The sequence below is a fragment of the Azospirillum sp. UENF 112521 genome (assembly GCF_058780665.1).
Genome location: NZ_JBSNCI010000002.1, coordinates 761,710 through 785,958, shown reverse-complemented (window position 1 = coordinate 785,958; position 24,249 = coordinate 761,710). Strand labels below are relative to the sequence as shown.

The 24,249-nt window shown below is 67.5% G+C and carries 23 protein-coding genes; 14 read left to right on the top strand and 9 right to left on the bottom strand.

Annotated elements, in window-relative coordinates:
• Window positions 1-17: 17 nt before the first annotated feature.
• The 4 genes from ACWPN8_RS05950 to ACWPN8_RS05935 are packed head-to-tail and all read right to left on the bottom strand — an operon-like array spanning window position 18 to window position 2,918.
• Window positions 18-491 (bottom strand): DUF29 domain-containing protein, encoded by a 474-nt coding sequence (locus tag ACWPN8_RS05950; protein ID WP_492240184.1) that lies wholly within the window; start codon window positions 489-491, stop codon window positions 18-20.
• Between the two features lie 4 nt (window positions 492-495).
• Window positions 496-969 carry a DUF29 domain-containing protein gene (locus tag ACWPN8_RS05945; protein ID WP_109450413.1) on the bottom strand — a complete coding sequence of 158 codons (474 nt, stop codon included), beginning with the start codon at window positions 967-969 and terminating at the stop codon, window positions 496-498.
• Window positions 970-1,029: 60 nt separating this feature from the next.
• Window positions 1,030-1,935: a methylenetetrahydrofolate reductase [NAD(P)H] gene (gene metF, locus ACWPN8_RS05940; protein ID WP_492240183.1), complete on the bottom strand. Its 906-nt coding sequence runs from the start codon at window positions 1,933-1,935 to the stop codon at window positions 1,030-1,032.
• The gene (locus tag ACWPN8_RS05935; protein WP_492240182.1) at window positions 1,932-2,918 is read right to left on the bottom strand and encodes an ArsR/SmtB family transcription factor; all 987 of its coding nucleotides are present in this window, start codon (window positions 2,916-2,918) and stop codon (window positions 1,932-1,934) included. The genes metF and ACWPN8_RS05935 overlap by 4 nt, the downstream gene beginning before the upstream one ends.
• Before the next feature lie 456 nt (window positions 2,919-3,374).
• Between ACWPN8_RS05935 and ACWPN8_RS05930 the strand changes: the two genes are divergently transcribed.
• Together ACWPN8_RS05930 and ACWPN8_RS05925 are read left to right on the top strand one after the other, a co-directional pair.
• Window positions 3,375-4,160 carry an MlaA family lipoprotein gene (locus tag ACWPN8_RS05930; RefSeq protein ID WP_109450420.1) on the top strand — a complete coding sequence of 262 codons (786 nt, stop codon included), beginning with the start codon at window positions 3,375-3,377 and terminating at the stop codon, window positions 4,158-4,160.
• 206 nt (window positions 4,161-4,366) lie between these two features.
• Window positions 4,367-4,996 (top strand): MlaC/ttg2D family ABC transporter substrate-binding protein, encoded by a 630-nt coding sequence (locus tag ACWPN8_RS05925; RefSeq protein ID WP_109450422.1) that lies wholly within the window; start codon window positions 4,367-4,369, stop codon window positions 4,994-4,996.
• Window positions 4,997-5,059: 63 nt separating this feature from the next.
• Here the strand turns inward: ACWPN8_RS05925 and ACWPN8_RS05920 are convergent, their stop codons facing one another.
• Window positions 5,060-6,331, bottom strand: coding sequence for an MFS transporter (locus ACWPN8_RS05920; protein WP_492240181.1), 1,272 nt, complete (start codon window positions 6,329-6,331; stop codon window positions 5,060-5,062).
• 162 nt (window positions 6,332-6,493) lie between these two features.
• On the opposite strand from ACWPN8_RS05920, the gene ACWPN8_RS05915 reads away from it, so the two are divergent.
• The 4 genes from ACWPN8_RS05915 (at window position 6,494) to ACWPN8_RS05900 (ending at window position 9,962) form a co-directional block, all read left to right on the top strand.
• Window positions 6,494-8,008, top strand: coding sequence for a pentapeptide repeat-containing protein (locus tag ACWPN8_RS05915; RefSeq protein WP_492240180.1), 1,515 nt, complete (start codon window positions 6,494-6,496; stop codon window positions 8,006-8,008).
• A gap of 148 nt (window positions 8,009-8,156) precedes the next feature.
• Entirely contained in the window at window positions 8,157-8,297 is a 141-nt protein-coding gene (locus ACWPN8_RS05910; protein WP_492240179.1) for a hypothetical protein, read from the top strand.
• Between the two features lie 19 nt (window positions 8,298-8,316).
• Complete coding sequence (locus ACWPN8_RS05905; protein WP_492240178.1) at window positions 8,317-8,769, top strand: YsnF/AvaK domain-containing protein; 453 nt, start codon at window positions 8,317-8,319, stop codon at window positions 8,767-8,769.
• A 5-nt stretch (window positions 8,770-8,774) separates the two neighbouring features.
• Window positions 8,775-9,962: a YsnF/AvaK domain-containing protein gene (locus ACWPN8_RS05900; protein WP_492240177.1), complete on the top strand. Its 1,188-nt coding sequence runs from the start codon at window positions 8,775-8,777 to the stop codon at window positions 9,960-9,962.
• Window positions 9,963-10,055: 93 nt separating this feature from the next.
• Here ACWPN8_RS05900 and ettA read toward each other — a convergent pair whose 3' ends face one another.
• On the bottom strand, window positions 10,056-11,732 hold the full coding sequence (gene ettA, locus ACWPN8_RS05895; protein ID WP_098740304.1) for an energy-dependent translational throttle protein EttA: 1,677 nt from the start codon (window positions 11,730-11,732) through the stop codon (window positions 10,056-10,058).
• 162 nt (window positions 11,733-11,894) lie between these two features.
• Here ettA and ACWPN8_RS05890 point away from each other — a divergent pair, with 162 nt between their 5' ends.
• Entirely contained in the window at window positions 11,895-12,374 is a 480-nt protein-coding gene (locus ACWPN8_RS05890; protein WP_492240176.1) for a YaiI/YqxD family protein, read from the top strand.
• Between the two features lie 25 nt (window positions 12,375-12,399).
• On the opposite strand, the gene ACWPN8_RS05885 is transcribed toward ACWPN8_RS05890, so the two are convergent.
• Complete coding sequence (locus ACWPN8_RS05885) at window positions 12,400-13,803, bottom strand: FAD-linked oxidase C-terminal domain-containing protein (protein ID WP_492240175.1); 1,404 nt, start codon at window positions 13,801-13,803, stop codon at window positions 12,400-12,402.
• A 332-nt stretch (window positions 13,804-14,135) separates the two neighbouring features.
• On the opposite strand from ACWPN8_RS05885, the gene ACWPN8_RS05880 reads away from it, so the two are divergent.
• From ACWPN8_RS05880 to lipA, 7 genes are all read left to right on the top strand, one after another.
• Window positions 14,136-15,227 carry an ATP-NAD kinase family protein gene (locus ACWPN8_RS05880; RefSeq protein ID WP_492240174.1) on the top strand — a complete coding sequence of 364 codons (1,092 nt, stop codon included), beginning with the start codon at window positions 14,136-14,138 and terminating at the stop codon, window positions 15,225-15,227.
• Window positions 15,228-15,259: 32 nt separating this feature from the next.
• On the top strand, window positions 15,260-16,243 hold the full coding sequence (locus ACWPN8_RS05875; protein WP_098740309.1) for a thiamine pyrophosphate-dependent dehydrogenase E1 component subunit alpha: 984 nt from the start codon (window positions 15,260-15,262) through the stop codon (window positions 16,241-16,243).
• 67 nt (window positions 16,244-16,310) lie between these two features.
• Window positions 16,311-17,345, top strand: coding sequence for an alpha-ketoacid dehydrogenase subunit beta (locus ACWPN8_RS05870; protein ID WP_492240173.1), 1,035 nt, complete (start codon window positions 16,311-16,313; stop codon window positions 17,343-17,345).
• A 120-nt stretch (window positions 17,346-17,465) separates the two neighbouring features.
• Window positions 17,466-18,590, top strand: coding sequence for an acetoin dehydrogenase dihydrolipoyllysine-residue acetyltransferase subunit (locus tag ACWPN8_RS05865; protein WP_492240172.1), 1,125 nt, complete (start codon window positions 17,466-17,468; stop codon window positions 18,588-18,590).
• A gap of 95 nt (window positions 18,591-18,685) precedes the next feature.
• Entirely contained in the window at window positions 18,686-19,471 is a 786-nt protein-coding gene (locus ACWPN8_RS05860) for a glucose 1-dehydrogenase (RefSeq protein ID WP_492240171.1), read from the top strand.
• A gap of 63 nt (window positions 19,472-19,534) precedes the next feature.
• Window positions 19,535-20,665, top strand: coding sequence for a 2,3-butanediol dehydrogenase (locus ACWPN8_RS05855; RefSeq protein WP_492240170.1), 1,131 nt, complete (start codon window positions 19,535-19,537; stop codon window positions 20,663-20,665).
• On the top strand, window positions 20,665-21,585 hold the full coding sequence (gene lipA / locus ACWPN8_RS05850) for a lipoyl synthase (protein ID WP_492240169.1): 921 nt from the start codon (window positions 20,665-20,667) through the stop codon (window positions 21,583-21,585). The genes ACWPN8_RS05855 and lipA overlap by 1 nt, the downstream gene beginning before the upstream one ends.
• Here lipA and ACWPN8_RS05845 read toward each other — a convergent pair.
• Together ACWPN8_RS05845 and ACWPN8_RS05840 are read right to left on the bottom strand one after the other, a co-directional pair.
• Window positions 21,569-22,030: a hypothetical protein gene (locus tag ACWPN8_RS05845; RefSeq protein WP_492240168.1), complete on the bottom strand. Its 462-nt coding sequence runs from the start codon at window positions 22,028-22,030 to the stop codon at window positions 21,569-21,571. The two genes, lipA and ACWPN8_RS05845, sit on opposite strands and share 17 nt — an antisense overlap.
• 209 nt (window positions 22,031-22,239) lie before the next feature.
• Window positions 22,240-23,910 carry a methyl-accepting chemotaxis protein gene (locus ACWPN8_RS05840; protein ID WP_492240167.1) on the bottom strand — a complete coding sequence of 557 codons (1,671 nt, stop codon included), beginning with the start codon at window positions 23,908-23,910 and terminating at the stop codon, window positions 22,240-22,242.
• Window positions 23,911-24,249: the final 339 nt, after the last annotated feature.

The window sequence follows — 24,249 nt, the reverse complement described above, 5'->3', positions numbered from 1 at the left end:
GGGCAGAAAAGGCAGGGTCAGGTCAGGCCGTGGCGGCTCTTTGGCCACCAGTCCTCGTCAAGAAGCTGGTCCAGAGAATAGGGGCAGTCGGCCGGAAGGTCGTTCGGTCGCATGCCATCACGCTCCAGACCGAGAGCGGCGATCTTGCGACCGGACTTGTAAATGTTGGCGGTGTCGATCCGTCCGCGAAGGCTGGGACTGGCCGACAAGTCGCGGGCAACACGGTCGCGGTGTTCGAGGACGGAGACCTTCCAATCGCCGCGCAGATCGGCCGCCGGGGAGTGTTCCAGCTTCAGCAGATGCTCGATCACACGGACCAGCGCGCTTTCGACCGCGCGCAATTCCGACCGGCCCATGCTTTCGATCTCCTCAGCGACATTCTCCCAGTCGACGGGCGTGTTGATGCGCTCGCGCGCCGCCTCGCGGAGCAGGCGGGCCTGCTCCTCGGTCCAGGCGAGGAAGTCGGTGTCGTATCCGATCCGGCTGTCCATTGGCTCAGCCCTCCAGCCCGTGGCGGTTCAGCGGCCACCAGTCGGGATCGCGCAGATCCTCCAGGGCGTAAGGGCAATCCTTCGGCAGCGCATCGATGGCGATGCTGTCGTCCTGGCAGGCGTCGTCACGACCGTCCAGCCACGCCTTTCCCAGGATCTCGGCCGGCCAGCGCTGCAGGCTCGGATGGTCTTCCAGCTTGTCCTGCAGATGGCGGCGGGCCTTGGTCACGGAGATCCGCCATTTCCGGCGCGGATAGGGATCGGGCGACTGTTCGAGTTTCAGAAGATGCTCGATCACCGTGGCCAGATGGCTGCGGATCGCGTCCTTGACCTGCCCGCCCATGATGTCGAGTTCCTCGGCGATGTGCTCCCAATCGATGGGCGAGTTGGAGCGTTCGGTCGCCGCTTCGCGCAGCAGACGCGCCTGTTCCTGGGTCCAGGCGTAGAAGTCCGTGTCGTATCCGATCCGGCTGTCCATGTCATCGCCCTCCCGCGACAATTCGCCGTCCCAGCGTAGCACAGGGCGGCGGCCGGCGCCCTACCCCGCCACCGCTGCCGCCGCCGGAGCGGCCTTCGCCTTGACGCCCAGCATGCGGCAGATGGCGATGGTCAGGTCGGAGCGGTTCAACGTGTAGAAGTGGAAGTCGTTCACGCCCTGCGCCTGCAAGGCCTGGCACTGCTCCGCCGCCACCGTCGCGGCGACGAGCTGGCGGGTCTCCGGGTCGTCGTCCAGACCCTCGAAGGTCTCGGCCAGCTTCGCCGGCATCGAGGCGCCGCACTTGCCGGCGAACTCCACCGCGCGGGCGAAGTTGGTGATCGGCAGGATGCCGGGGACGATCGGCACATGGATGCCGGCCGCCGCACAGCGGTCGAGGAAACGGAAATAGGCGTCGTTGTCGAAGAAGAACTGGGTGATGGCCCGGGTGGCGCCGGCATCGACCTTGCGCTTCAGGTTGTCGAGGTCGAACTGGGCGCTCGGCGCCTCCGGATGGCTTTCGGGATAGGCGGCCACCGAGATCTCGAAATCGGCGATGCGCTTCATCCCCGCCACCAGATCGGCGGCATAGGCGTAACCGCCGGGGAACGGCTCGTATTGCCCGCCGACGCCGCCCGCCGTCTCCGGCGGATCGCCGCGCAGCGCCACCAGATGGCGGATGCCGGCATCCCAATAGGTGCGGGCGATGGCGTCGATCTCGTCGCGGGTGGCGCCGACGCAGGTGAAATGGGCGGCGGCCGGGATGCCGGTCTCGTCCTGGATGCGGCAGACGGTGGCGTGGGTGCGCTCGCGCGTCGAGCCGCCGGCACCGTAGGTCACCGACACGAAGCTGGGCGACAGCGGGGCCAGCCGCCGGATCGACTGCCACAGGCTCTGCTCCATCTTCTCCGACTTGGGCGGGAAGAACTCGAAGCTGATGGACGGCAGCGCAGAGGTGGGCGCGGTCATGACGGAACTCCGCTGAGCGAGTGGGCGGTCTTCGGGAAGGAAATGGCGGCGCCGGCGGCAAGGCGGGTGGCCGGCCAGACGGAAACGGTGAGCGGGTCGCCCGGCAGCTGCACCACCGGGCCGCAGTCGAGGCCGGACTGGCGGCACCAGCCGGCGACCTCGGCATCGGAGAAGCCCAGGCGGCGGTGGGCGTGCTCCTCGCGCAGGGCTTCAAGATGATGGGGGGCGAAATCGACGATCAGCAGCAGCCCGCCGGGGCGCAGGACCCGCGCCGCCTCGGCCAGGACGCCAGAAGGCGATTCGGTGTAGTGCAGCACCTGATGGATCACCGCGGCATCGAAGGATCCCGAGGGGAACGGCAGCTGGTACATGTCGGCCTGGCGGACATGGCAGTGGCGAAGCCCCGCCTCCTCCAGCCGGTTGCGGGCGACGGCCAGCATCTCGCGCGACTGGTCTACCCCGATCGCGCGATGGACGCGCCCGGCGAGCACCTCCAGCATCCGTCCGGTGCCGGTGCCGATATCCAGCAGCTCCTCCACCCCCTCTTCCGGGAACAGGCGCAGCAGAGCGGCCTCGACCTCGCCTTCCGCAACGTGAAGGGAGCGGATTTCGTGCCAGCGCGCAGCATTCTCACGGAAATAGGCGGCAGCGCTTTCCGAGCGGGACCGCTTGATGGCGTCCAGCCGCTCCAGATCGAGGATGAGTGTGGCGTCGTTCGCGGGGATGGCGTCGACCAGGACGCGCGCCAGTTCGGCCGACTGCCCCTTCTCGGCCAGCCGGTAGAAGGCGAAGGTCCCCTCGCGGAAGCGGTCGAGCAGGCCGGCGTCGCACAGGAGCTTCAGGTGGCGCGAGACGCGCGGCTGGCTCTGCCCCAGGATCTGGGTCAGTTCGGTCACCGTCAGCTCGCCGTGCGCGCAGAGTGCCAGCAGCCGCAGTCGCGTCGTTTCGGCCGCCGCCTTCAGCGTCGCAAGCAGATCGTCCATCGCCTCACGTCCGATTCGGGCCGGGAAAGGAGCCGGCCGGACGGGACACCCCGCCCCGCCGGCCTGGATACAGATATAAAGATATCTTTATGCGTCGTAAACCGCTTTTCGCAGCCGCTTGCATCGATGCCCGCGACAGGTCCGCGCCGGCCCGACCCGGTGCCGGCAGTCCGCGGCGGAAAGCGGCGGGATGCAAGCTCTCCCGCCGCATTGCGGCAAAGCCGACACAGTCGCCGCGCCCTCTCCTGCGACAGGCTGGCGCATGCTGGTCAAAAGGCGAAGCCTGTGTTAGGTCAGGAAACGGTGGAAATTCTGCGATATCTCGCCCAATCTTCCTCCCGACCGCGTAGCCACCTTGCCAGGGTTGAGGACTCCAGCCATCGGGGTCTTCGGTTGTGGACAGGAGATGCGGCGACCCGCACCGAGTTCGAGCCCACAGATAAAGAGCCGTCGCACATGAAGCTGGCCAGCCTTTCCCGCTCCCTCCTCCGTTCGGCCACCGTGGTGGCCTTCGCCCTGACGGCCACGGCCTGCGCGACCAACCCGGGCGACTCGGGTGCTGCGGATGCGGCCTACCAGGTCAGCGACCCGCTGGAGATCCCCAACCGCTTCGTCTTCGCCGCCAACGAGGCGGCGGACGTGCTGGTGATCCGCCCGGCGGCCGAGGTCTATGTGGGGGTCGTGCCCGATCCGGTGCGCGACGCCATCCACAACTTCATCGACAACCTGATGTCGCCGCTCTACATCGCCAACAACCTGTTGCAGGGCAATGTGGAGGGGGCGACGAACGCCACCGGCCGCTTCCTGACCAACACCATCCTGGGCGCCGGCGGCATCGCCGACGTCGCGTCGCAGGCGGGCATCCCGCATGCGCCGGAGGATTTCGGCCAGACGCTGGCGGTGTGGGGCGTTGGCGACGGGCCGTATCTGGTCCTGCCGCTGCTGGGTCCGTCGAACCTGCGCGACACCGCCGGCTACGCCGTCGACACCGTGGGCGACCCGATCCGCATCTGGGCCTACGCCAACGACCACAAGGGCGCCTACATGACCCGCGGCATCGTCAGCGCCGTCGACCGCCGGTCGGAGGTGCTGAAGGAGGTCGACGACCTGCGCCGCAACTCGCTGGACTTCTATGCCACCGTGCGCAGCCTGTACCAGCAGCAGCGCCGGGCGGCGATCAGCAACAACAAGGCCGGCACGACTCCGGAATTCCCGGACTTCACCACCGCGCCGAAGCCCTGATCCGTCCCTGACACCTCTTGGCCCCGTCCATCGCGACCGCCGCACGCTCCCTCCGGGAACGGGTGCGGCGACCGCGGCGGCGGGCAAACCGGCGGCCATGGATGCCGGAGCCGGGAGCGTAAGCCTCCTCCAAAAGCATCCGGCGGCAACCCAAAGGCCAGATGACCGTTGACAAAGCCCCAGCAACAGCCACTTTTCGCCCCATCATGCTGACACGCCGCCAGTTTGTCGCGTCCGCTGCCCTGCTCGCGGTGAGCGGTTGGGCCGGGCACTCTCTCATCTCTCCCGCAGCCGCGCAAACCGCGGACCAGGGGGCAAGCGCGTTCATCCAGAAGCTGGGGAACGACGCCATCGCAACCTTCTCGGACAAGAGCCTGTCGCGCGATCAGGCGATCCAGCGCTTCCGCACGCTGCTGTACGCCGGCTTCGACGTGCCGTACATCGGCCGCTGGGTGCTGGGCCGCTACTGGAACAACGCCAACGAGGCGCAGCGGACCGAATACCAGAAGCTGTTCGAACAGCTGATCGTCAACACCTATGCCGAGCGCTTCGTCGAGTATTCCGGCGAGACGTTCAAGATCGCCGGCGTCAGCCCGGCCGGTGAAGCCGACAGCATGGTGACGACGCAGATCGTCCGTCCCAACGGCCCGCCGGTGAATGTCAGCTGGCGTGTCCGCAAGGGCGGCGCCGACTACAAGATCATCGACGTGGTGGTGGAGAATGTCAGCATGGGCGTGACCCAGCGGCAGGAATTCGCCTCCGTCATCGAACAGAATGGCGGCCGCATCGACGGGTTGATCCAGGCGCTGCGCCAGAAGGTCGGCCGTACCGGCTGACCGTTCGACAGCAGTCTAACCTACCGCGAAGCCCGGCCCCTCATGGAGCCGGGCTTCGTCGTTTCAGGCCTCCGATGCGGCCTTTGCGGCGTCGGCCGATGCCATGTCGTCGTCACCGGCCTCCGCAGCGCCGACATTGCGGGTCTCCGGCAGAAGCAGCGCCGCGAGCAGCAGGGCCACGCCCGCGGCCGCGGCCAGCATCAGGAAGGCGGCGCTGTAGCCCTCCCGCACCACCATCTGCCCGGCGGCGGCGGTGCTGAGCGAGGCGCCGATGCCCTGGAGGGTGGCGATTGCGCCCTGGCTGACATTGAAGCGCCCGGTCCCCTCGGTCAGGTCGGCGACCACCAGCGGGAACAGCGCACCGAACAGCCCGGCGCCGACCCCGTCCAGCAGTTGGACGCCGACGAGCCAGGCGGAATTGTCCGACAGGGTGTAGAGGACACCGCGCAGGGGCAGCACCAGGAAGGCGGCCAGCAGCAGGGGCTTGCGCCCCCAGCGGTCGGCCCTGGCGCCCACCAGCATCGCCATCGGCACCATGACCAGCTGTGCCGCGACGATGCAGAAGGACATCAGGCTGGTGCCCAGCGCCGGATCCTTCATCGCCAGCTTCTGGCCGACCAGCGGCAGCATCGCCGCATTGGCGAAATGGAAGAGGGCGGCGCATCCGCCGAAGATCAGCAGCGGCCGGCAGCTGAGGATGACACGCAGACCGGACGGGCTCTCCCGGTCGCCGCCATGGTCCGCGCCATGGAGCCCGCGGGCGACCGCATGGTCGATGGCATTGGCGGGAATGCCGGCGGTGGCGGCGATGCTGCACAACGCCATCGCGGTCATCAGCCAGAACACCGCGATGGGTCCGAAGGCATAGGCGGCCAGACCGGCGAGCAGGGCCGCCACCGCATTGCCGGCATGGTTGAAGGATTCGTTGCGTCCGACCCGGCGGACGAAGGCGCGCGGCCCCAGCATACCCAGCGTGATTGCCGCGATGGCCGGCGGGAAGACCGCTCCGGCGGCGCCCACCGCCGATTGCAGCACAGCGACGACGGTGAAGCTGTTCAGCCAGGGCAGCGTCAGCGAGCCCACCGTCACCAGAAGCGCTGCGACGACGATCACCGCGCGCTTGTAGCGGGTGCCGTCGACCAGCGCTCCGGCCGGCACCTGGGCTGCGATTCCCGCCAGCCCGGCGAGCGTCATCACCAGCCCGATGTCCGCCTCGTTCCAATGCTGGACGGTCAGCAGATAGATCGCCAGATAAGGGCCGAGCCCATCCCGCACGTCGGCTAGGAAGAAGTTCAGCAGATCGAGAGAACGGTCTGGTCCGGCCACGTCGGTCATCCTGCAGGGAGTCCGCCCCGGATGGAGCTGCGGCAACAGAACGCCGAACGGAGCGATTTGCTCCAGAGCATTCAGAAGCAGTGACGCGCCTGTCCGAACGGGCTATCGTTGCAGCGACTCTGCTGTCTTTCGTCATACGGTTGGATCCGGGAACCCGACGCCATGGCCGAACGCGATCCGAAAGAGATCGACGAACTCCGGACGATCATCCAGGCGCATCAGGCATGGCTGAAACGGCCGTCCAGCGGTCGGCGCGCCGACCTCAGCTTCCGCGATCTCTCGCGGCTGAATCTGGAGCGCGTGTCGCTGGCCGGCGCCAAGCTGGCCGGGGCCAACCTCAGCAACGCCCGCATGGTGAAGGCAAACCTGTCGCAGGCCGACCTGTTCGGCGCCGACATGGAGGCGGTGAACCTGACCGGCGCCGTCCTGACCGGCGCCGACCTGCGCGGCGCCAACCTGCACCGCGCCCTGCTGACCGATGCCAACCTGCGCGGTGCCGATTTCCGCGCGGGCGAGCTGGTGGACAGCAGCGGCCAGGAGGGCGGCCAAGAGGGCAGTGGCCGGACCTCCACCCGCGGCACCGGCACCACCCGGCTGACCGAAGCGAAGATGGAGCGGTCGATCCTGGCCGGCGCCAATTTCTCCGGCTGCGACCTGACCGGGGCGGACCTGAACGACGCCGACCTGACGGGCGCGGAGCTGACCTCCGCCGTGCTGATGGGCACCGATTTCTGCGGCGCCAACCTCGACGGGGCGGTGTTCGGCAACACGGTGATGGACCACGCCACCCTGACCCGCACCTTCATCCCCTTCGCCCTGCCGCCCGACGCCATCGTCCGCCCCAGCTACAGCGCGATGCCGGTCGCCGAGTTCCTGGAGCTGGTGGAGCGGCACGAGCGCTGGGTCGACAGCGGCGGGGCGGAGGGGGCCCGGCTCGACCTCGACCTCGTGTCGGTGGCGGGGGCGGACCTGCATGGGCGGACGCTGGCGGCGGCCCGCCTGCGCCGCTGCCGCCTGCCGGGCGCCCGGCTGACCAAGGCCAGCCTGGAGATGGCGGAGCTGTCCTACATCGACCTCGACGAGGCCGACCTGCGCGACGCCGTGCTGCGCGGGGCCACCCTGCGCCGCGCCTATCTGGCTCACACGCTGATGAACGGGGTCGATGCCCGACCGGTGCCGCTGGCCGGCGGCCGCGACTGGCCGGCCAATTTCGAGGGCGCCGACTTCTCCGACGCCGACCTGCGCGACTCCACCATGGGGCCGGCAATCGTGCGCGGTGCCGTGTTCACCAAGGCGCTGACCGACAGCTCCGGCATCGACATCACCGGCGCCACCAGCCCCTTCCCCCCGCCCCCGCCGGAAGAACGGCGGCGGCAGAAGCGCTTCGTCCGCCCCGGCATGGTCGTCCACACCGACCATGGCAGCTTCCCCGCCCGCAACTGGTCGGTCGGCGGATTGTGCCTGCTGGCGGTCAACCAGCCCTACCAGCGCGGCCAGACCTTCCAGGCCCGCGTCGTGCTGGCCGACCAGCAGGAGGTGGCCGCCGTCGCCAACCTCGTCGTCCTGCACCGCGACGAGGAGCGCGGGCAGCTGTCCGTCCGCTTCCACCAGTATGGCGACGACCTGAAGGCGCTGCTGAAGACCGCCTTCCTGGAACACCAGAAGATGGCGGGCTGACACCGGCCGCACAAATTTTCCTGCCATCGCTCCGTCTATTTCAAAGGATCGTTGAATCCCCGGAACGATCAGTGACGTGCCTCTGTTTGAAGGATGCGTGCCGGATGGGAGCAAAACCCTGCCGGTCTACATCCGATAGGAGGCTCCCATGGCAGACGAACAGAAGCCCAGGAAAATTGGTGTGTATGGCGGTTCCGACGGCGGAGCCGGCAGTTTCGGCATGAACTGGATGTGGATCATCATCGGACTGATCGTGGTCGCGGTCGTCCTTTATCTCCTGTTCCGCTGACCCGGCGGCACCCGCCGCCATGACGGCCGACACCGGACCGCCACCCGCCCGGCGCAGCGACGGCGACGATGCGGTCATTCCCCTGCACGACGAGTCGGTGACCGTCGGCAAGCAGCGGGTCGAGCGAAGCCGCGTCCGCGTCACCACCCGCGTGTCCGAACGCGAGCAGATCGTCCGCGAAGCGTTGGAGCATGAGGAGGCCACCGTCACCCGCGTCCCCATCGACCGCGAGATCGACGCCCATCCCGGCATCCGCCAGGAGGGGGACGTCACGGTGATCCCGCTGGTGGAGGAGGTGCTGGTGGTGGAACTGCGCCTGGTGCTCCGCGAAGAGCTGCACATCCGCAAGAACCGACGGACCGTCGAGATCGAGCAGCCCGTCACCCTGCGTTCCGAAGACGCGGTGGTGGAGCGTGTGACCACCCCGCCCTCCCCCGTCCGATCCCCCAATCAGACTTCGCCCGAGGAGTGAGACCGATGACCAAAACCATCGTTGCCCTCTATGACCACCGATCCGACGCGGAAACCGCATCCCGCGATCTGCAGGCTGCCGGGTTCGAGTCCAGCGTCATCGAAATCCTGTCGCACAGCGACCTGTCCAGCGGCGGCTGGGGCGACAGGGACTTGAGCGGCTCCCCCACCGGCACCGCCGCCGGCTCCCTGACCGGCGACAGCTCCATCGGTGCGGCGAGCGGCATGGCCCGCACCGACCTGTCCACCGGCTATGTCGCCTCGCCCAACACGGTGCCGGGCACCGGGCTCAGCATGGAAAGCGGCCTGGGCGCCGGAGCGGGCATGGGCACGATGGGATCCGGCGGCGTCATGACCGGCAGCGGATCCGGCGGAATGCTGGCCCGGCTGACCGGCTGGGGCATCCCGAACCAGGATGCGCAGGTCTATGCCGAAGGCGTGCGCCGCGGCGGATCGTTGCTGAAACTGCGGCTGGAAGAGGAGGATGTCGACCGCGCCATGGACGTGCTGGAGCGCGGCAACGTGGTGGATGTCGAGGAACGCGGCAGCGCCTACCGCGACTCCGGCTGGGCCGGCTACGACGAAACCGCCGCTTACTACGATGACCAATCGGCGGAGGAGGAGCGCGTACGCTACTCGCCGGGCCGCACCGCCATCGACACCACGGGCAGCACGACGATGGGCAGCACGACAGCGGGCACTGCGGCCGGGCTGACCGGAGCCGCCGCCGCCATGCGCGACGTGAACGCCGACAGCACCCGGACCGGCAGCGCCGAACGGGAAGAGCAGATTCCGATCGTCGAGGAGCAGGTCAACATCGGCAAGCGCAGCGTCGAGCGCGGCGGCGTCCGCGTCCGCAGCTATGTCGTCGAGACGCCGGTCGAGGAGCAGGTCCGCCTGCGTGACGAGACCGTCACCGTCGAGCGCCGCCCCGGCGGCCTGGTCGGGGGCAGCAGCGAGGTCCCGGCCGACGCCTTCCGCGAGCGCACCATCGAGGTGACGGAGACCGACGAGGAAGCGGTGGTCAGCAAGACCGCCCATGTCCGCGAAACCGTCGTGGTCCGCAAGGATGTCGAGGAACGCGCCCAGAGTGTCCGCGACACCGTCCGCCGCACCGAGGTGGAGATCGAGGACACGCGGGACGAAAAGTTGCGTGACCGCCGCACCGACCGGTCGGACGATGTGACCCGCTGACCGGACTGACCGTTCACGGATATGGAAAAGGCCGCCCCTTCCAATCGGAGGGGGCGGCCTTTTCCGTTCAGCCACCAGGATCGGCAGCCAGGATCAGCTGCGCACCAGCGGCTTGTACTTGATGCGGTGCGGCTGGTCGGCGTCGGCGCCCAGGCGGCGCTTCTTGTCGACCTCGTAATCCTGGAAGTTGCCCTCGAACCATTCGACGTGGCTTTCGCCCTCGAAGGCCAGGATGTGGGTGGCGATGCGGTCGAGGAACCAGCGGTCGTGGCTGATGACCACGGCGCAGCCGGCGAAGCTCTGCAACGCGTCTTCCAGCGCCCGCAGCGTATCGACGTCGAGATCGTTGGTCGGTTCGTCGAGCAGCAGGACGTTGGCGCCGGACTTCAGCATCTTGGCGAGGTGGACGCGGTTGCGCTCACCGCCCGACAGCTGCCCGACCTTCTTCTGCTGGTCGGGACCGCGGAAGTTGAAGCTGGAGACATAGGCGCGGCTGGGCATGGTCTTCTTGCCCAGCTCGACCAGATCCAGCCCGTCGGAGATCTCCTCCCACACCGTCTTCTTGGCGTCGAGGCTGTCGCGGCTCTGGTCGACATAGCCGAGCTTCACCGTGTCGCCGACGCGGAAGGTGCCGGCATCCGGCCCGTCCTGCCCGGTGATCATGCGGAACAGCGTGGTCTTGCCGGCGCCGTTCGGGCCGATGACGCCGACGATGCCGCCCGGCGGCAGCCGGAAGGACAGCCCGTCGATCAGCAGCCGGTCGCCGAAGCCCTTGGCGATGCTCTCCGCCTCGATGACGACGTTGCCGAGGCGCGGCGGCACCGGGATGACGATCCGGGTCTCGCCGGACTGTTCCTTGCCGCTTTCGGCCAGCAAGGTCTCGTAGGCGGTGATGCGCGCCTTGCTCTTGGCCTGACGGGCGCGCGGGCTCTGCCGGATCCACTCCAGTTCGGTGGCCAGCTGCTTCTGGCGCGACTCTTCCTGGCGGCCTTCCTGCTCCAGGCGCTTCTGCTTCTGCTCCAGCCAGGACGAGTAATTGCCTTCCCACGGAATCCCCGACCCGCGGTCGAGTTCGAGGATCCAGCCGGTGACGCTGTCGAGGAAGTAGCGGTCGTGGGTGACCAGCACGACGGTGCCCTTGTAGTCCTCCAGATGCTTCTGGAGCCAGGCGACCGATTCGGCGTCGAGATGGTTGGTCGGTTCGTCGAGCAGCAGCAGGTCGGGCTTCTCGAGCAGCAGCTTGCACAGCGCGATGCGGCGCTTCTCGCCGCCCGACAGCTTGGTCACGTCGGCGTCGCCCGGCGGGCAGCGCAGCGCGTCCATGGCGATCTCGACCGTGCGGTCGATGTCCCAGGCGTCGGCCGCGTCGATCTTCTCCTGCAGTTCGCCCTGTTCGGCCAGCAGCGCGTCGAAGTCGGCGTCCGGGTCGGCCATCAGGTTCGACACTTCGTTGAAGCGGTCGAGCAGCGCCTTGGTCTCGCCCAACGCTTCCATGACGTTCTCATGGACGTTTTTGGTCGGATCGAGCTGCGGCTCCTGCGGCAGGTAACCGACCTTGGCGCCCTCGGCCACCCAGGCCTCGCCGGAGTAGTCCTTGTCCAGCCCGGCCATGATCTTCATCAGGGTCGACTTACCGGAACCGTTGACGCCGAGCACGCCGATCTTCACACCCGGCAGGAACGAGAGCCAGACGTTGTCGAGAACCTTCTTGCCGCCAGGATAGACCTTGGTCAGGCCCTTCATGACATAGACATACTGGTAGGACGCCATGCGCCGCTCCGACCTTCCGAAAAAATGTGAGAATTGGCGCCGCCCCATCCCGATGGTTCTACGGCACCCTGTCGCTAGGGACTGGTTTTAGCGCATAAGGGCCTTGCATGAAACCTTGTTGAGCCACCCGGCGGGGGCCGGGCGGCGACGGGAGGAACAGGATTGGTCAGTTCCAAGGTCGAAATCTACGTCGATGCCGACGCCTGCCCGGTCAAGGCCGAGGTCTACAAGGTCGCCGGCCGCACCGGCTCCAAGGTCTGGCTGGTCGCCAACGCGCCGCTGCGCCTGCCGACGGAGTGCATGGCGGAACTGGTCGTGGTCAGCGACGGCTTCGACGCCGCCGACAACTGGATCGCCGAGCATGCCGGCCCGACCGACGTCGTGGTGACGGCGGACATCCAGTTGGCCGACCGCTGCGTGAAGCGCGACGCGGTGGTGATCGGCCCGACCGGACGCCCCTTCACGCCCGACAGCGTCGGTTCGGCACTGGCGACCCGCGCGCTGATGCAGGATTTGCGCGACATGGGCGTGGTCAGCGGCGGCAACGCCCCGATGAGCCAGCGCGACAAGTCGCAGTTCCTCCAGACGCTGGACCAGGCGGTGCAGGCGCTGAAGGCGGGGCGGCGGCCGAAGTTCCGGTGAGGGGAAGGAGGGGGCCGAGGCCCCCTTACACCCGCACCACCTTGCCCGGATTCAGCAGGTTGTCCGGATCGAAGGCCCGCTTCAGGTCGCCCATGACGTTGAACGCTTCGCCGGTTTCCTGTTCCAGGAAGGCCATCTTGCCGTAGCCGATGCCGTGCTCGCCGGTGCAGGTGCCACCCATCTCCAGCGCACGGGTCACCATCTTGTCGGCGAGGCGCTGCGCCTCGGCCAGCTCCGCCGGGTTCTCGGGGTCGAGGACATAGACGAGGTGGAAGTTGCCGTCGCCGACATGGCCGACCATCGGGGCCAGCATGTTGGACTCCGCCAGATCCTGCTTGGTCTCCAGGATGCAGTCGGCAAGCCGCGAGATCGGCACGCAGACGTCGGTCGGCCAGCCCTTCGACCCCGGACGCAAGGCGAGTGCCGCGTAGTAGGCGTCGTGCCGGGCCTGCCACAGCTTCGAGCGGTCCTCCGGCCGGGTGGCCCAGGCGAACTCCATCCCGCCATGCTCGGCGGCGATGGCGGCCACCATCTCCGCCTGCTCCTTCACCCCGGCCTCGGTGCCGTGGAACTCGAAGAACAGGGTCGGGGCGACGGCGTAGTCGAGCTTGGAGTATTTGTTGACGGCGTCGATCTGCACCTCGTCCAGCAGTTCGATGCGGGCGACCGGCACGCCGACCTGGATGGTCTGGATCACCGTGTCGACGGCGCCCTTGATGGTCGGGAAGGCGCAGACGGCGGACGAGATGGCTTCCGGGATGCCGTAGAGCTTCAGCGTCACCTCGGTGATGATGCCGAGCGTGCCTTCGGAGCCGACGAACAGCCGGGTCAGGTCATAGCCGGCCGCCGACTTGCGCGCCCGCCCGCCGGTCTTGATGACGCGGCCATCGGCCAGCACCACGGTCAGGCCCAGCACATTCTCGCGCATGGTGCCGTAGCGCACGGCGTTGGTGCCGCTGGCCCTGGTCGCCGACATGCCGCCCAGCGAGGCGTTGGCGCCGGGATCGATGGGGAAGAACAGGCCGGTGTCGCGCAGATGCTCGTTCAGCTGCTTGCGGGTCACGCCGGCCTGGACGGTCACGTCCAGATCCTCCGGGCTGACGCGCAGGATCTGCTGCATGCCCGACAGGTCGATGGTGATGCCGCCGGCCAGCGCGGCGATGCCGCCCTCCAGCGAGGTGCCGGTGCCGAAGGGGATGATCGGCAGCTTGTGCTTCGCGCAGATCCTGACGATTGCGCTGACCTCTTCGGTCGAGTTGGCGAAGGCGACGCCGTCCGGCGGGAAGGGGGTGTGATAGGATTCGTCCTTGCCGTGATGCTCGCGCACCGGCAGGGAGGTGGTGAACCGGTCGCCCAGCAGAGCCGACAGCTCGGCCCGGGCCTCCTCGGTCAGGGCCGCACGCGGCCGGGTGGTGGCGATGACGGTCATGGGTGTTGTCCTCCCCGCTGGACGGTTCATTGGTATGACCAAAGGAAGCTAGAGCGGCGGACAAGTGCTTGGCAAGACGGGTGTTGCGCAACGGTGGAATGCCGGAGTGCGGCGGGATGGTTCCAATCTCACGCATGAAGCGCCACACCTGTTGCACCGGCGGCGCAACAGTCCGTGCAACAGGTGTTGCAACGCCCCACCCCGCCGCACCACCTCCAACCGTTGAAAATCAAGAAAATCCGCTGAACTGACCATCTGGCACGGCGGTTGCTCTTACTCCCTCGAACCGCGCGTCGATCAACGGCGCGCATCAGCGAGGGGGAGGCGCCATCTTGGCTCCGGTCGTCGGCATCGTCGCCAATCCGGTTTCAGCCCGCGATATCCGCCGGGTCGTCGCCAACGCCACCAGCCTGCAGATCGCCGACCGGGCGAACATCCTGCTGCGTGTGCTGGCGGCGCTGCGTGCCTGCGGCGTCCGCGACGTGCTGATGATGCCGGAGAATGGCGGCATCCGTGCCCATGTCGAGCGCGGCCTGATGCGGGCCAGGGGGAATGGCGCCTCGGGCGGCCAGGACATCTACCCTGCCCTCCACACCGTCTCCATGCCGGTCACCGGCACCGTCGCCGACACCCACCGCGCCACCGCGGAGATGAGGCGGGCCGGCGTGTCGGCTCTGGTGGTGCTGGGCGGCGACGGCACCCATCGGGCGGTGGCGGCGGAATGCGGGACGGTGCCCATCGCCGGCATCTCCACCGGCACCAACAACGCCTTCCCCGAACATCGCGAGCCGACGATCACCGGGCTCGCCACCGGGCTGGCGGTCACCGGGCGGGTGCCGCCGCACATCGCGTTTGCCGCCAACAAGCGGATCGACGTATCGCTCGACAGCGGGGCGACCGGCGCCACCGTCACCGAGATGGCGCTGGTCGATGTCGCCCTGGTGACGGAGCGCTACATCGGCGCCCGTGCCCTGTGGCGGACCGAGAATTTCCGCGAACTCTACGTCACCTTCGCCGACCCGGAGGTGATCGGCATGTCGGCCATCGCCGGCCTGCTGGAACCCGTCGGCCGCGACGAGAGCGGCGGCCTGATGGTGCGGCTGTCGCCCAATGGCGATGGCGCCGGCGATTGCCGCAGGGGCATCACCACCCTCAACGCTCCCATCGCGCCGGGAATGATGGCCCGGGTCGGCGTCACCGACTGGCGCCGCATGCCGGCCGGCGTGGCCTTCGTGCCGGAGGTCACCGCCGGCTCGATCGCGCTGGATGGCGAGCGCGAGCTGTCCTTCACCGAACGCGACCGTCTGTCCCTGACGCTCAGGGACGACGCCTTCCGCACGGTCAACGTCGCCGCGGTCATGCGGCACGCCGGCCAGAACCGGCTGCTGACCGGCACCCCGGTGCCCGTCGCCGCCGCCTTCTAAACATCAAACACACTCCAGGGAGAAAACACCTCATGGCCCAGAATCCCTTCCCTCTCGGCAAGGACGAGCTGCTGAAGGCCTACCGCACCATGCGGACGATCCGCGAGTTCGAGGAGCGGCTGCACGTCGATTTCGCCAAGGGCGACATCCCCGGCTTCGTCCACCTCTATGCCGGCGAGGAGGCCTGCGCCACCGGCATCATGATGCACCTGAACGACAACGACCGCATCGCCTCCACCCACCGCGGCCACGGCCACTGCATCGCCAAGGGCGTCGACGTCCACGCGATGATGGCGGAGATCTACGGCCGCAGCACTGGCGCCTGCCGGGGCAAGGGCGGGTCGATGCACATCGCCGACCTGTCCAAGGGCATGATGGGCGCCAACGGCATCCTCGGCGCCGGGGCACCGCTGATCTGCGGCGCGGCGCTGGCGGCCAAGGTGCGCGGCGACCGCGGCGTCGGCATCACCTTCGTCGGCGACGGCGCGTCCAACCAGGGCACCTTCCTGGAGAGCCTGAACCTCGCCGCGGTGTGGAACCTGCCGGTGGTCTTCGTGGTGGAGAACAACGGCTATGCCGAATCCACCGCGATGGAGTGGGCGGTGTCCTGCGACAGCTACGTCGACCGCGCCACCGGCTTCGGCATGCCGGGCGTCACGGTGGACGGCACCGACTTCTTCGCGGTGTACGAGGCAGCCGGCGAGATCATCCGCCGCGCCCGCGACGGCGGCGGCCCGGCGCTGCTGGAATGCAACATGGTCCGCTTCTACGGCCATTTCGAGGGCGACGCCCAGACCTACCGCGCCAAGGGCGAGCTGGAGGCGATCCGCGCGTCCCGCGATTGCCTGACCATCCTGTCGGAACGGGTGGTCGAGGCCGGGGTGATCGGCCGCGACGAGCTGCAGGCCATCGACCGCGAGGTGAACGCGCTGATCGAGGACGCCACGCGCGCCGCCAAGGCCGCCCCGCTGCCGGCGCCGGAAGACCTGCTGCGCGACGTCTACGTGGCCTACTGAGCCACGTCTACGTCGCCTACTGAGCCAAACCCCAATCCAAGAGACGCGAAACGCGCGGAGGAAACACATGTCCCGCAAGATCAGCATGAAGCAGGCGATCAACGAGGCCCTGGATCTGGAGATGCGCCGCGACCCCACCGTCATCGTCATGGGCGAGGACATCGTCGGCGGCACCGGCGCCCAGGGCGAGGACGACGCCTGGGGCGGCGTGCTGGGCGTCACCAAGGGTCTGTACGCCAAGCATGGCGACCGGCTGATGGACACGCCGCTGTCGGAATCCGCCTATATCGGTGCCGCCGTCGGGGCCGCCGCCTGCGGGCTGCGGCCGGTGGCCGAGCTGATGTTCCTCGACTTCATGGGCGTCTGCTTCGACCAGATCTTCAACCAGGCCGCCAAGTTCCGCTACATGTTCGGCGGCAAGGCGGAGACCCCGGTGGTGATCCGCGGCATGGTCGGCGCCGGCTTCCGCGCCGCCGCCCAGCATTCGCAGATGCTCACCCCGCTGTTCACCCACATTCCGGGTCTGAAGGTGGTCTGCCCCAGCAACGCCTATGACGCCAAGGGCCTGCTGATCCAGTCGATCCGCGACAACGATCCCGTGATCTTCTGCGAGCACAAGAATCTCTACGGCCTGGAATGCGAGGTTCCGGCCGAGAGCTACGCCATCCCCTTCGGCGAAGCGAACGTGCTGCGCGACGGCGACGACGTGACCATCGTCAGCTACGGCCTGACCGTCCACCGCGCGATGGAGGCGGCGGCGACGCTGGCGAAGGAGGGCACCGAGGCCGAGGTGATCGACCTGCGCACCCTGTCGCCCATCGACTGGGACACCATCGTCGAGAGTGTGGAGCGCACCGGCCGGCTGGTGGTGGTGGACGAGGCGCATCCGCGCTGCAACCTCGCCACCGACATCGCCGCCTTCGTCGGCCAGAACGCCTTCGGGGCGCTGAAGGCCGGCATCCAGATGGTCACCGCCCCGCACACCCCGGTGCCCTTCGCGCCCTCGCTGGAGGATCTGTACGTTCCCAGCGCCGACAGCATCGCCAGCGCCGTGAAGCGCACCCTGTCGCCCAAGGGCGCATCGCCGCGGATCGCGGCGTAACAGACCGGCCTCACACCACACAGCACGCACGAGCCGCCCCACCCCCTCATTCCCGCCTCAGCGGGAGTGATGGGAGGGGTGTGCGCCAAGCAAAAAAGCATTCCCAGGAGACCGAGTTCCATGTTGAACGAGCGCATCAAGCCCATCGTCATGCCGAAATGGGGCCTGTCCATGTCGGAAGGCAAGGTCACCGGCTGGCTGAAGCGGCCGGGATCCACCATCTCCATCGGCGATGAACTGCTGGAGGTCGAGACCGACAAGATCACCAATGTGGTCGAGGCGGGCGAAACCGGCGTGCTGCGCCGCGTGCTGGGCGAGCCCGGCACAGTCTACCCAGTCAAGGCGCTGATCGCCGTGCTGGCCGACCCCGACGTGCCCGACGACGACATCGATGCCTTCATCAGCGCCTATGCCGTCCCGGCCAGCGAAGACGACGGCGACGCCGAGGCCGGCCCGCAATACCACACCGCGGAAACGCCGGCCGGAACCATCCGCTACGCCAAGCGGGGCGAGACCGGGCCGACCGTCCTGCTCGTCCACGGCTTCGGCGGCGATCTCGACAACTGGCTGTTCACCATCGACGCGCTGGCGGAGAAGGCCACCGTCTATGCGCTCGACCTGCCCGGCCATGGCCAGTCGAACAAGCGGATCGCCGATCCCAGCCTGTCCGGCCTGTCGAAGGCGGTGCTGGGCTTCCTCGATGCGGTCGGGGTGGAGCGCGCCCATTTCGTCGGTCATTCGATGGGCGGGGCGGTGTCGATGCGCACGGCGCTCGACGCGCCGGGGCGGGTGGCGTCGCTGTCGCTGATCGCGTCGGCCGGTCTCGGCGAGCAGATCGACCACAGCTACATCCAGGGTTTCGTCGGTGCGACATCGCGCCGCGACCTGAAACCGGTCCTGGAGACGCTCTTCGCCGACCGTGGCCTTGTCAGCCGCCAAATGGTTGACGACCTCCTGAAGTACAAGCGGCTGGACGGTGTGGACGAGGCGCTTCGGGCGCTGTCGGCCTCGCTGTTCGCCGAGGGCCGGCAGGCCAGCGTGCTCGCCTCCGGCATCGCGGACGCCAGGACGCCGACGCTGGTGGTGTGGGGCGAGGAGGACCGCGTCATCCCCGCCGACCATGCCCAGGCGCTGGCGAACACGGCCCAGGTCGCCGTCATCCCCGGCGCCGGCCACATGGTGCAGATGGAGGCGGCCGGCAAAGTGAACGCGCTGCTGAAGGACCACATCGCCAAGGTGGACTGAGGAGGCCAGCCCCCTTCCCGCCCCTTTCCCCGGTTCCCGAACCCTTCGCCACCGGCGCGCAGGCTGTCCGCCAGCGCGCCGGCAGGAGACCGTTCATGCCCGATCTCAAGGACAAGTGCATCATCGTCACCGGCGCCGGCCGCGGCATCGGCGCCACCATCGCTCATGCGCTGGCAGCCGACGGTGCCAAGCTGACCATCGCCGACCGCAACGCGGCCGACGCCCAACAGGTCGCCGAGGCCATCCGTACGGCCGGCGGCAGCGCCATCGCCGTCACCGTCGATGTCCGCGACCGCGCCGCCGTCCGCCGCATGATCGACGAGACGGTGAAGGCCCATGGCCGGCTCGATGTCCTCTTCAACAATGCCGGCATCGCCCAGACCAAGCCCTTCCTCGACATCACCGAGGACGACTGGCACACGGTCAACGACGTCAATGCGCTGGGCGTGCTGATCGGCATGCAGGAGGCGATCAAGACGTTCCGCAAACAGGGCAGCGGCGGCAAGATCGTCAACACCGCCTCCATCGCCGGCAAGCAGGGCTACGAGCCGCTGGCCCATTACTCGGCCAGCAAGTTCGCCGTGGTGGCATTGACCCAGGCTGCCGCCCGCGGCTTCGGCAAGGACGGCATCACCGCCAACGCCATCTGTCCCGGCGTGGTGGCGACCGAGATGTGGAAGATCATCGACCAGGGCTTCCGCGACACCGGCATCACCAAGTCGGAGAACGAGGCCTTCGACATGTTCGCCGCCGGCGCCGTGCTGGGGCGGCCGTCGCGGCCCGACGATCTGGTCGGCGTCGCCCGCTTCCTCGCCTCGTCCGACAGCGATTTCATGACCGGCCAGTCCCTGCTGGTCGATGGCGGGATGGTGTTCGCCTGACCGCAGCAGACACTCGCCGACAACGATAAAACCGCCCCAACGATAAAACCGGAGGACAACACCATGAATGCCATAAACAAAGATTTGGCGACCACGATGAAGGCCGCCGTCTGGCATGGCCGCAAGGACATCCGGGTCGAGGACGTGCCGCTGCCGGGCGCGCCGCCCGCCGGCTGGGTGCAGATCAAGGTGCATTGGTGCGGCATCTGCGGGTCCGACCTGCATGAGTATGTCGCCGGCCCGGTCTTCATCCCGGTCGACACCCCGCACCCGCTGACCGGCCTGAAGGGCCAGTGCATCCTCGGCCACGAGTTCAGCGGCGAGATCGCGGTGCTCGGCGAGGGCGTGACCGGGTTCAGCGTCGGCGACCGGGTGGCGGCCGACGCCTGCCAGCATTGCGGCGAGTGCTATTACTGCAAGCACGGCATGTACAACATCTGCGAGAAGCTGGCCTTCACCGGCCTGATGAACAACGGCGCCTTCGCCAGTCTGGTCAACGTCCCGGCAGAACTGCTCTACAAGCTGCCCGACGGCTTCCCGACCGAGGCCGGCGCCCTGATCGAACCGCTGGCGGTCGGCATGCATGCGGTGAAGAAGGCCGGCAGCATCGTCGGCGAGACGGTGGTGGTGGTCGGCGCCGGCACCATCGGGCTCTGCACCATCATGTGCGCGAAGGCGGCGGGAGCCGGGCGGATCATCGTTCTGGAGATGTCCGCCGCCCGCAAGGCCAAGGCGCTGGAGGTCGGCGCGTCCATCGTGCTCGATCCCAAGGAGTGCGACGCGGTGGCGGAGGTGAAGGCACTGACCGGCGGGTACGGCGCCGACGTGTCGTTCGAATGTATCGGCCACCGCGACACCGCCAAGCTCGCCATCGACGTCATCCGCAAGGCCGGCAAGACGGTTCTGGTCGGCATCTTCGAGGAACCCAGCGCCTTCAACTTCTTCGAGATCGTCGCCACCGAGAAGCAGGTCATCGGCTCGCTGGCCTACAATGGCGAGTTCGCCGACGTCATCCGCTTCATCGCCGACGGCCGCATCGACGTGCAGCCGCTGATCACCGGCCGCATCACGCTGAGCGACATCGTCAGCGGCGGCTTCGAGGAGTTGGTCGCCCACAAGGACCGCAACGTGAAGATCATCGTGCAGCCGCAAGCCGTGGCCGCGGCAGCCGAACAGCCGGAGCTTGTCCACTGATGGCCCTGCCCGCGCTGCATGCACCCCGCCCGGAACACCGGGCCGAGAAGCCGGCCTGGCTCCGCGCCCGCGCCCCCGCCGGTGCGGCGTTCGAGGACACCCAATCGCTCGTCCGCCGCCACGGCCTGAACACGGTCTGCGAGGAGGCCGCCTGCCCCAACATCGGCGAGTGCTGGAGCAAGCGGCATGCCACGGTGATGATCCTGGGCAGCGTGTGCACGCGGGCCTGCGCCTTCTGCAACGTCGCCACCGGCCGGCCGGACGCGCTCGACCCCCACGAGCCGGACCGGCTGGCCAAGGCGATGAGCAAGCTGGGCCTTGCCCATGTCGTCATCACCTCGGTCGACCGCGACGACCTGCCGGACGGCGGTGCCGCGCATTTCGCCCGCTGCATCCGCCGCCTGCGCGAGACCGCCCCCGCCACGACGGTGGAGGTGCTGACCCCCGATTTCCGCAACAAGCCAGGGGCGGTGGAGGCGGTCGCCGATGCCCGCCCCGACGTCTACAACCACAATCTGGAGACTGTGCCGCGGCTCTATGCCGAGGTGCGGCCGGGTGCCCGCTATTACGGCTCGCTCCGCCTGCTGGAGCGGGTGAAGGAGCGCGACCCAGGCATCTTCACCAAGTCCGGCATCATGGTCGGGCTGGGCGAGGAGCCGGCGGAGGTGTTGCAGGTGATGGACGATCTGCGTGCGGCGGGCGTCGATTTCCTGACCATCGGCCAGTATCTCCGCCCCACCCCCACCCATCACCCGGTCGCCCGCCACGTCACGCCCGAGGAGTTCGAGCGCTATGCGACGGTGGCGCGGGCGAAGGGCTTCCTGATGGTGTCGGCGACGCCGCTGACCCGCTCCTCCCACCATGCCGGCCGCGATTTCGAAGAGCTGCGGCGGCGGGCGGCGGCTATTGCACCACCCTGACCGGCCCCACCTTGGACCCATCCGACTGCGGCGGCTTCATCAGTTTGCAATTGCTCACACAATAGGTCTGCATCTCCATGCGGCCGCCGCAGCTCACAAAACACTCATCGTAATCCTGGGAACAGCTGCTCAATCGGTAGCAATGAATTTCACTTTCAAAGTCCCCAATTCGCCTTTCATGCTTCGCACCTTTGGGAAGATTTTTCTTGTACTCGTAATATGCCGCATGCGCACGGGTCAGCCCTTCGGCCATGCAGGTCTGGTACCCCAATTCGACCGCGGCGTTGCACAGTTGTTTCGTCTGCTGGCATTGGGCGACGCAGCGTTTTCCGGCGTCGGTTGCCGGCATGAATGTGGTCGTCCTCGTCTGTAAATTCGGAGTTGGGGTACAGCCGGCCAACCCGGCCGCCAGCAGGCAGCCGAACACAATGAAACGCGCCATCATAATGGATGCCCCGCCCTGGATTGACGTTACCTGGCATGAACACCCAAGCCAGACGGAGTCATCCAGTTCCGGCGTAGGATTCGCAAAAAAGGTTGCCAGGGCAAAGCAACCACAATCCGGAGACGAAGAAAATCCGCCTGCCGACCCAGTCCCACGGATGGGATGGTCCGGTTCGGCGAGCGGATTGAGGACGATGGATGCGGGTACGGTCAGGCGGCGCGGACGGTGGCGATGAAGTTGCCGACCTCCGCCTTCAACCGCTCCGCTTCCTTCGCCAGCCCGTTGGCGGTGCTCAGAACCTGATCGGCGGCGGCGCCGGTTTCGGTGGCGGCCCTGGTCACGCCGACGATGTTGGTGGACACCTGCTCGCTGCCGCGCGCCGCCTGGGCGACATTGTTGGAGATTTCGGAGGTCGCCGCATTCTGCTCCTCGATGGCGGCGGCGATGGCCGACGAGATTTCGCTCATTCGCCCGATGATCCCGGCGATGCCGGCCACCGCTTCCCGCGCACCGGTGGTGGCGCCCTGGATCTGCTTCACCTTCGTCTGGATCTCGTCGGTGGCCTTCGCCGTCTGGCTGGCCAGCGCCTTCACCTCGCTGGCGACGACGGCGAAGCCCTTGCCGGCCTCGCCGGCGCGGGCGGCCTCGATGGTGGCGTTCAGGGCAAGCAGGTTGGTCTGGCCAGCGATGGAATTGATGAGATCGACCACGGCGCCGATCTGGTTGGCGGTTTCGACCAGAAGCTGCATGCTGGCGTTGGTGCGGTCGGCCTCCTGCACGGCGGTTGCCGAAATGGCGCTCTGGTTCGACACCTGACGCCCGATCTCCAGGATCGAGGCGGCCAGTTCCTCGGTTGCCGCGGCGACCGTCTGCACGTTGGCGCTGGACTGTTCCGATGCCGCCGCGACGGCGGTCGCCTGCGCGGTCGACTGGGTCGCATTGGAGGACAGGCTGCCGGCAGCCCCCTGCATCTGGATGGCGGACGAGGACACATTCTGGACGATGGCGCTGACGCTGCCCTCGAACCGGTCGGCAAGTCGGCGCATCTCCGCCTTGCGTTCCGCCTCTGCGCGCGCCTTCTGTGCCTCCTGCTCGGCGGTCAGGCGCCGGACTTCGAGCGCGCTGCCTTTGAAGACATCCAGGGTGCGGGCGAGCAAGCCGACCTCGTCGCGGCGCTCCGTCCCATCGATGGCGAAATCCAGTTCGCCCTGCGACACGCGGGTCATCGCGGTGATGATGCGCGTCATCGGACGGGTGATCAGAAGCACCACGACGATCAACGACAACCCCAGCCCCAGCAGGATGCCGGCGATGGAGAGCGTCAGGACGACGCTCCGCGTCTGCTCGGTGGCGGCGCTGGCTTCCCGTATCGCCTTCTCGACACCCTTGCGGTTGATTTCGACCCGCTCGTCGATCAGTTCAGACGCCGCGCGGCGCGTCTTGGCGCCTTCGCCGGAACTGAGGGCGAACGCCTCGTCATCCTTGCCCTGAATGGTCAGGTCGATGACCTTGAGGGCGTTCTGGCGGTAGGCGTCGACCAGCGATTTGATCTTCACGCCGGTTTCGCGGCGGATGTCGCTGTCCGCGGTGAGGGCGAGGTCGGCGACGGCCTTGTCGGTCCGCGCCATCGCTTCGTTGAACATGGCGGAAAAACGCCGCATTTCATCGACGTTCTTTTCGATGATGGCGTTCTTCTCGGCCACGGTCGCCGCATTGAGATGTCGGCCGACGTCGAGAATGGTCGCACGCCGCGCCGCCTCGACGGTCAGCGCATATTCCGAGACCCGCTGAACCAGTTCCAGACGCTGGAGCGCCGTCACGGCAATCGCCGTCATGAAGGCCAGCAGCAGAATCACCGGTGCGAGGATCTTCACGATCATCTTTTGATTGCCGAACCACCCCAACATCCACCACCCCCCAAAAGCGATAATTCCGAGCGGGATCAAAACCATCCCCTCGGATTTAGGGTAGTTTTTTCACCAATCCAATCAATAGGGGGTAAACCACTTTATTATTTAAATAATGAAATGTTTATTTTCAGAGCGTAATTCATCAACTTGATGGCGAGATTTTGTCAATATATTGCCATTTTCGCGCAAATATTGTACGAGCTGACTGACAATCAAAAAGAATATTTTATTACTCTCGCAAAGAAATTCCTTCTCTTGTATCGGCAAGAGAAATACAGCCGCCTTGACCAGCCATGGAAGGACCGGGCA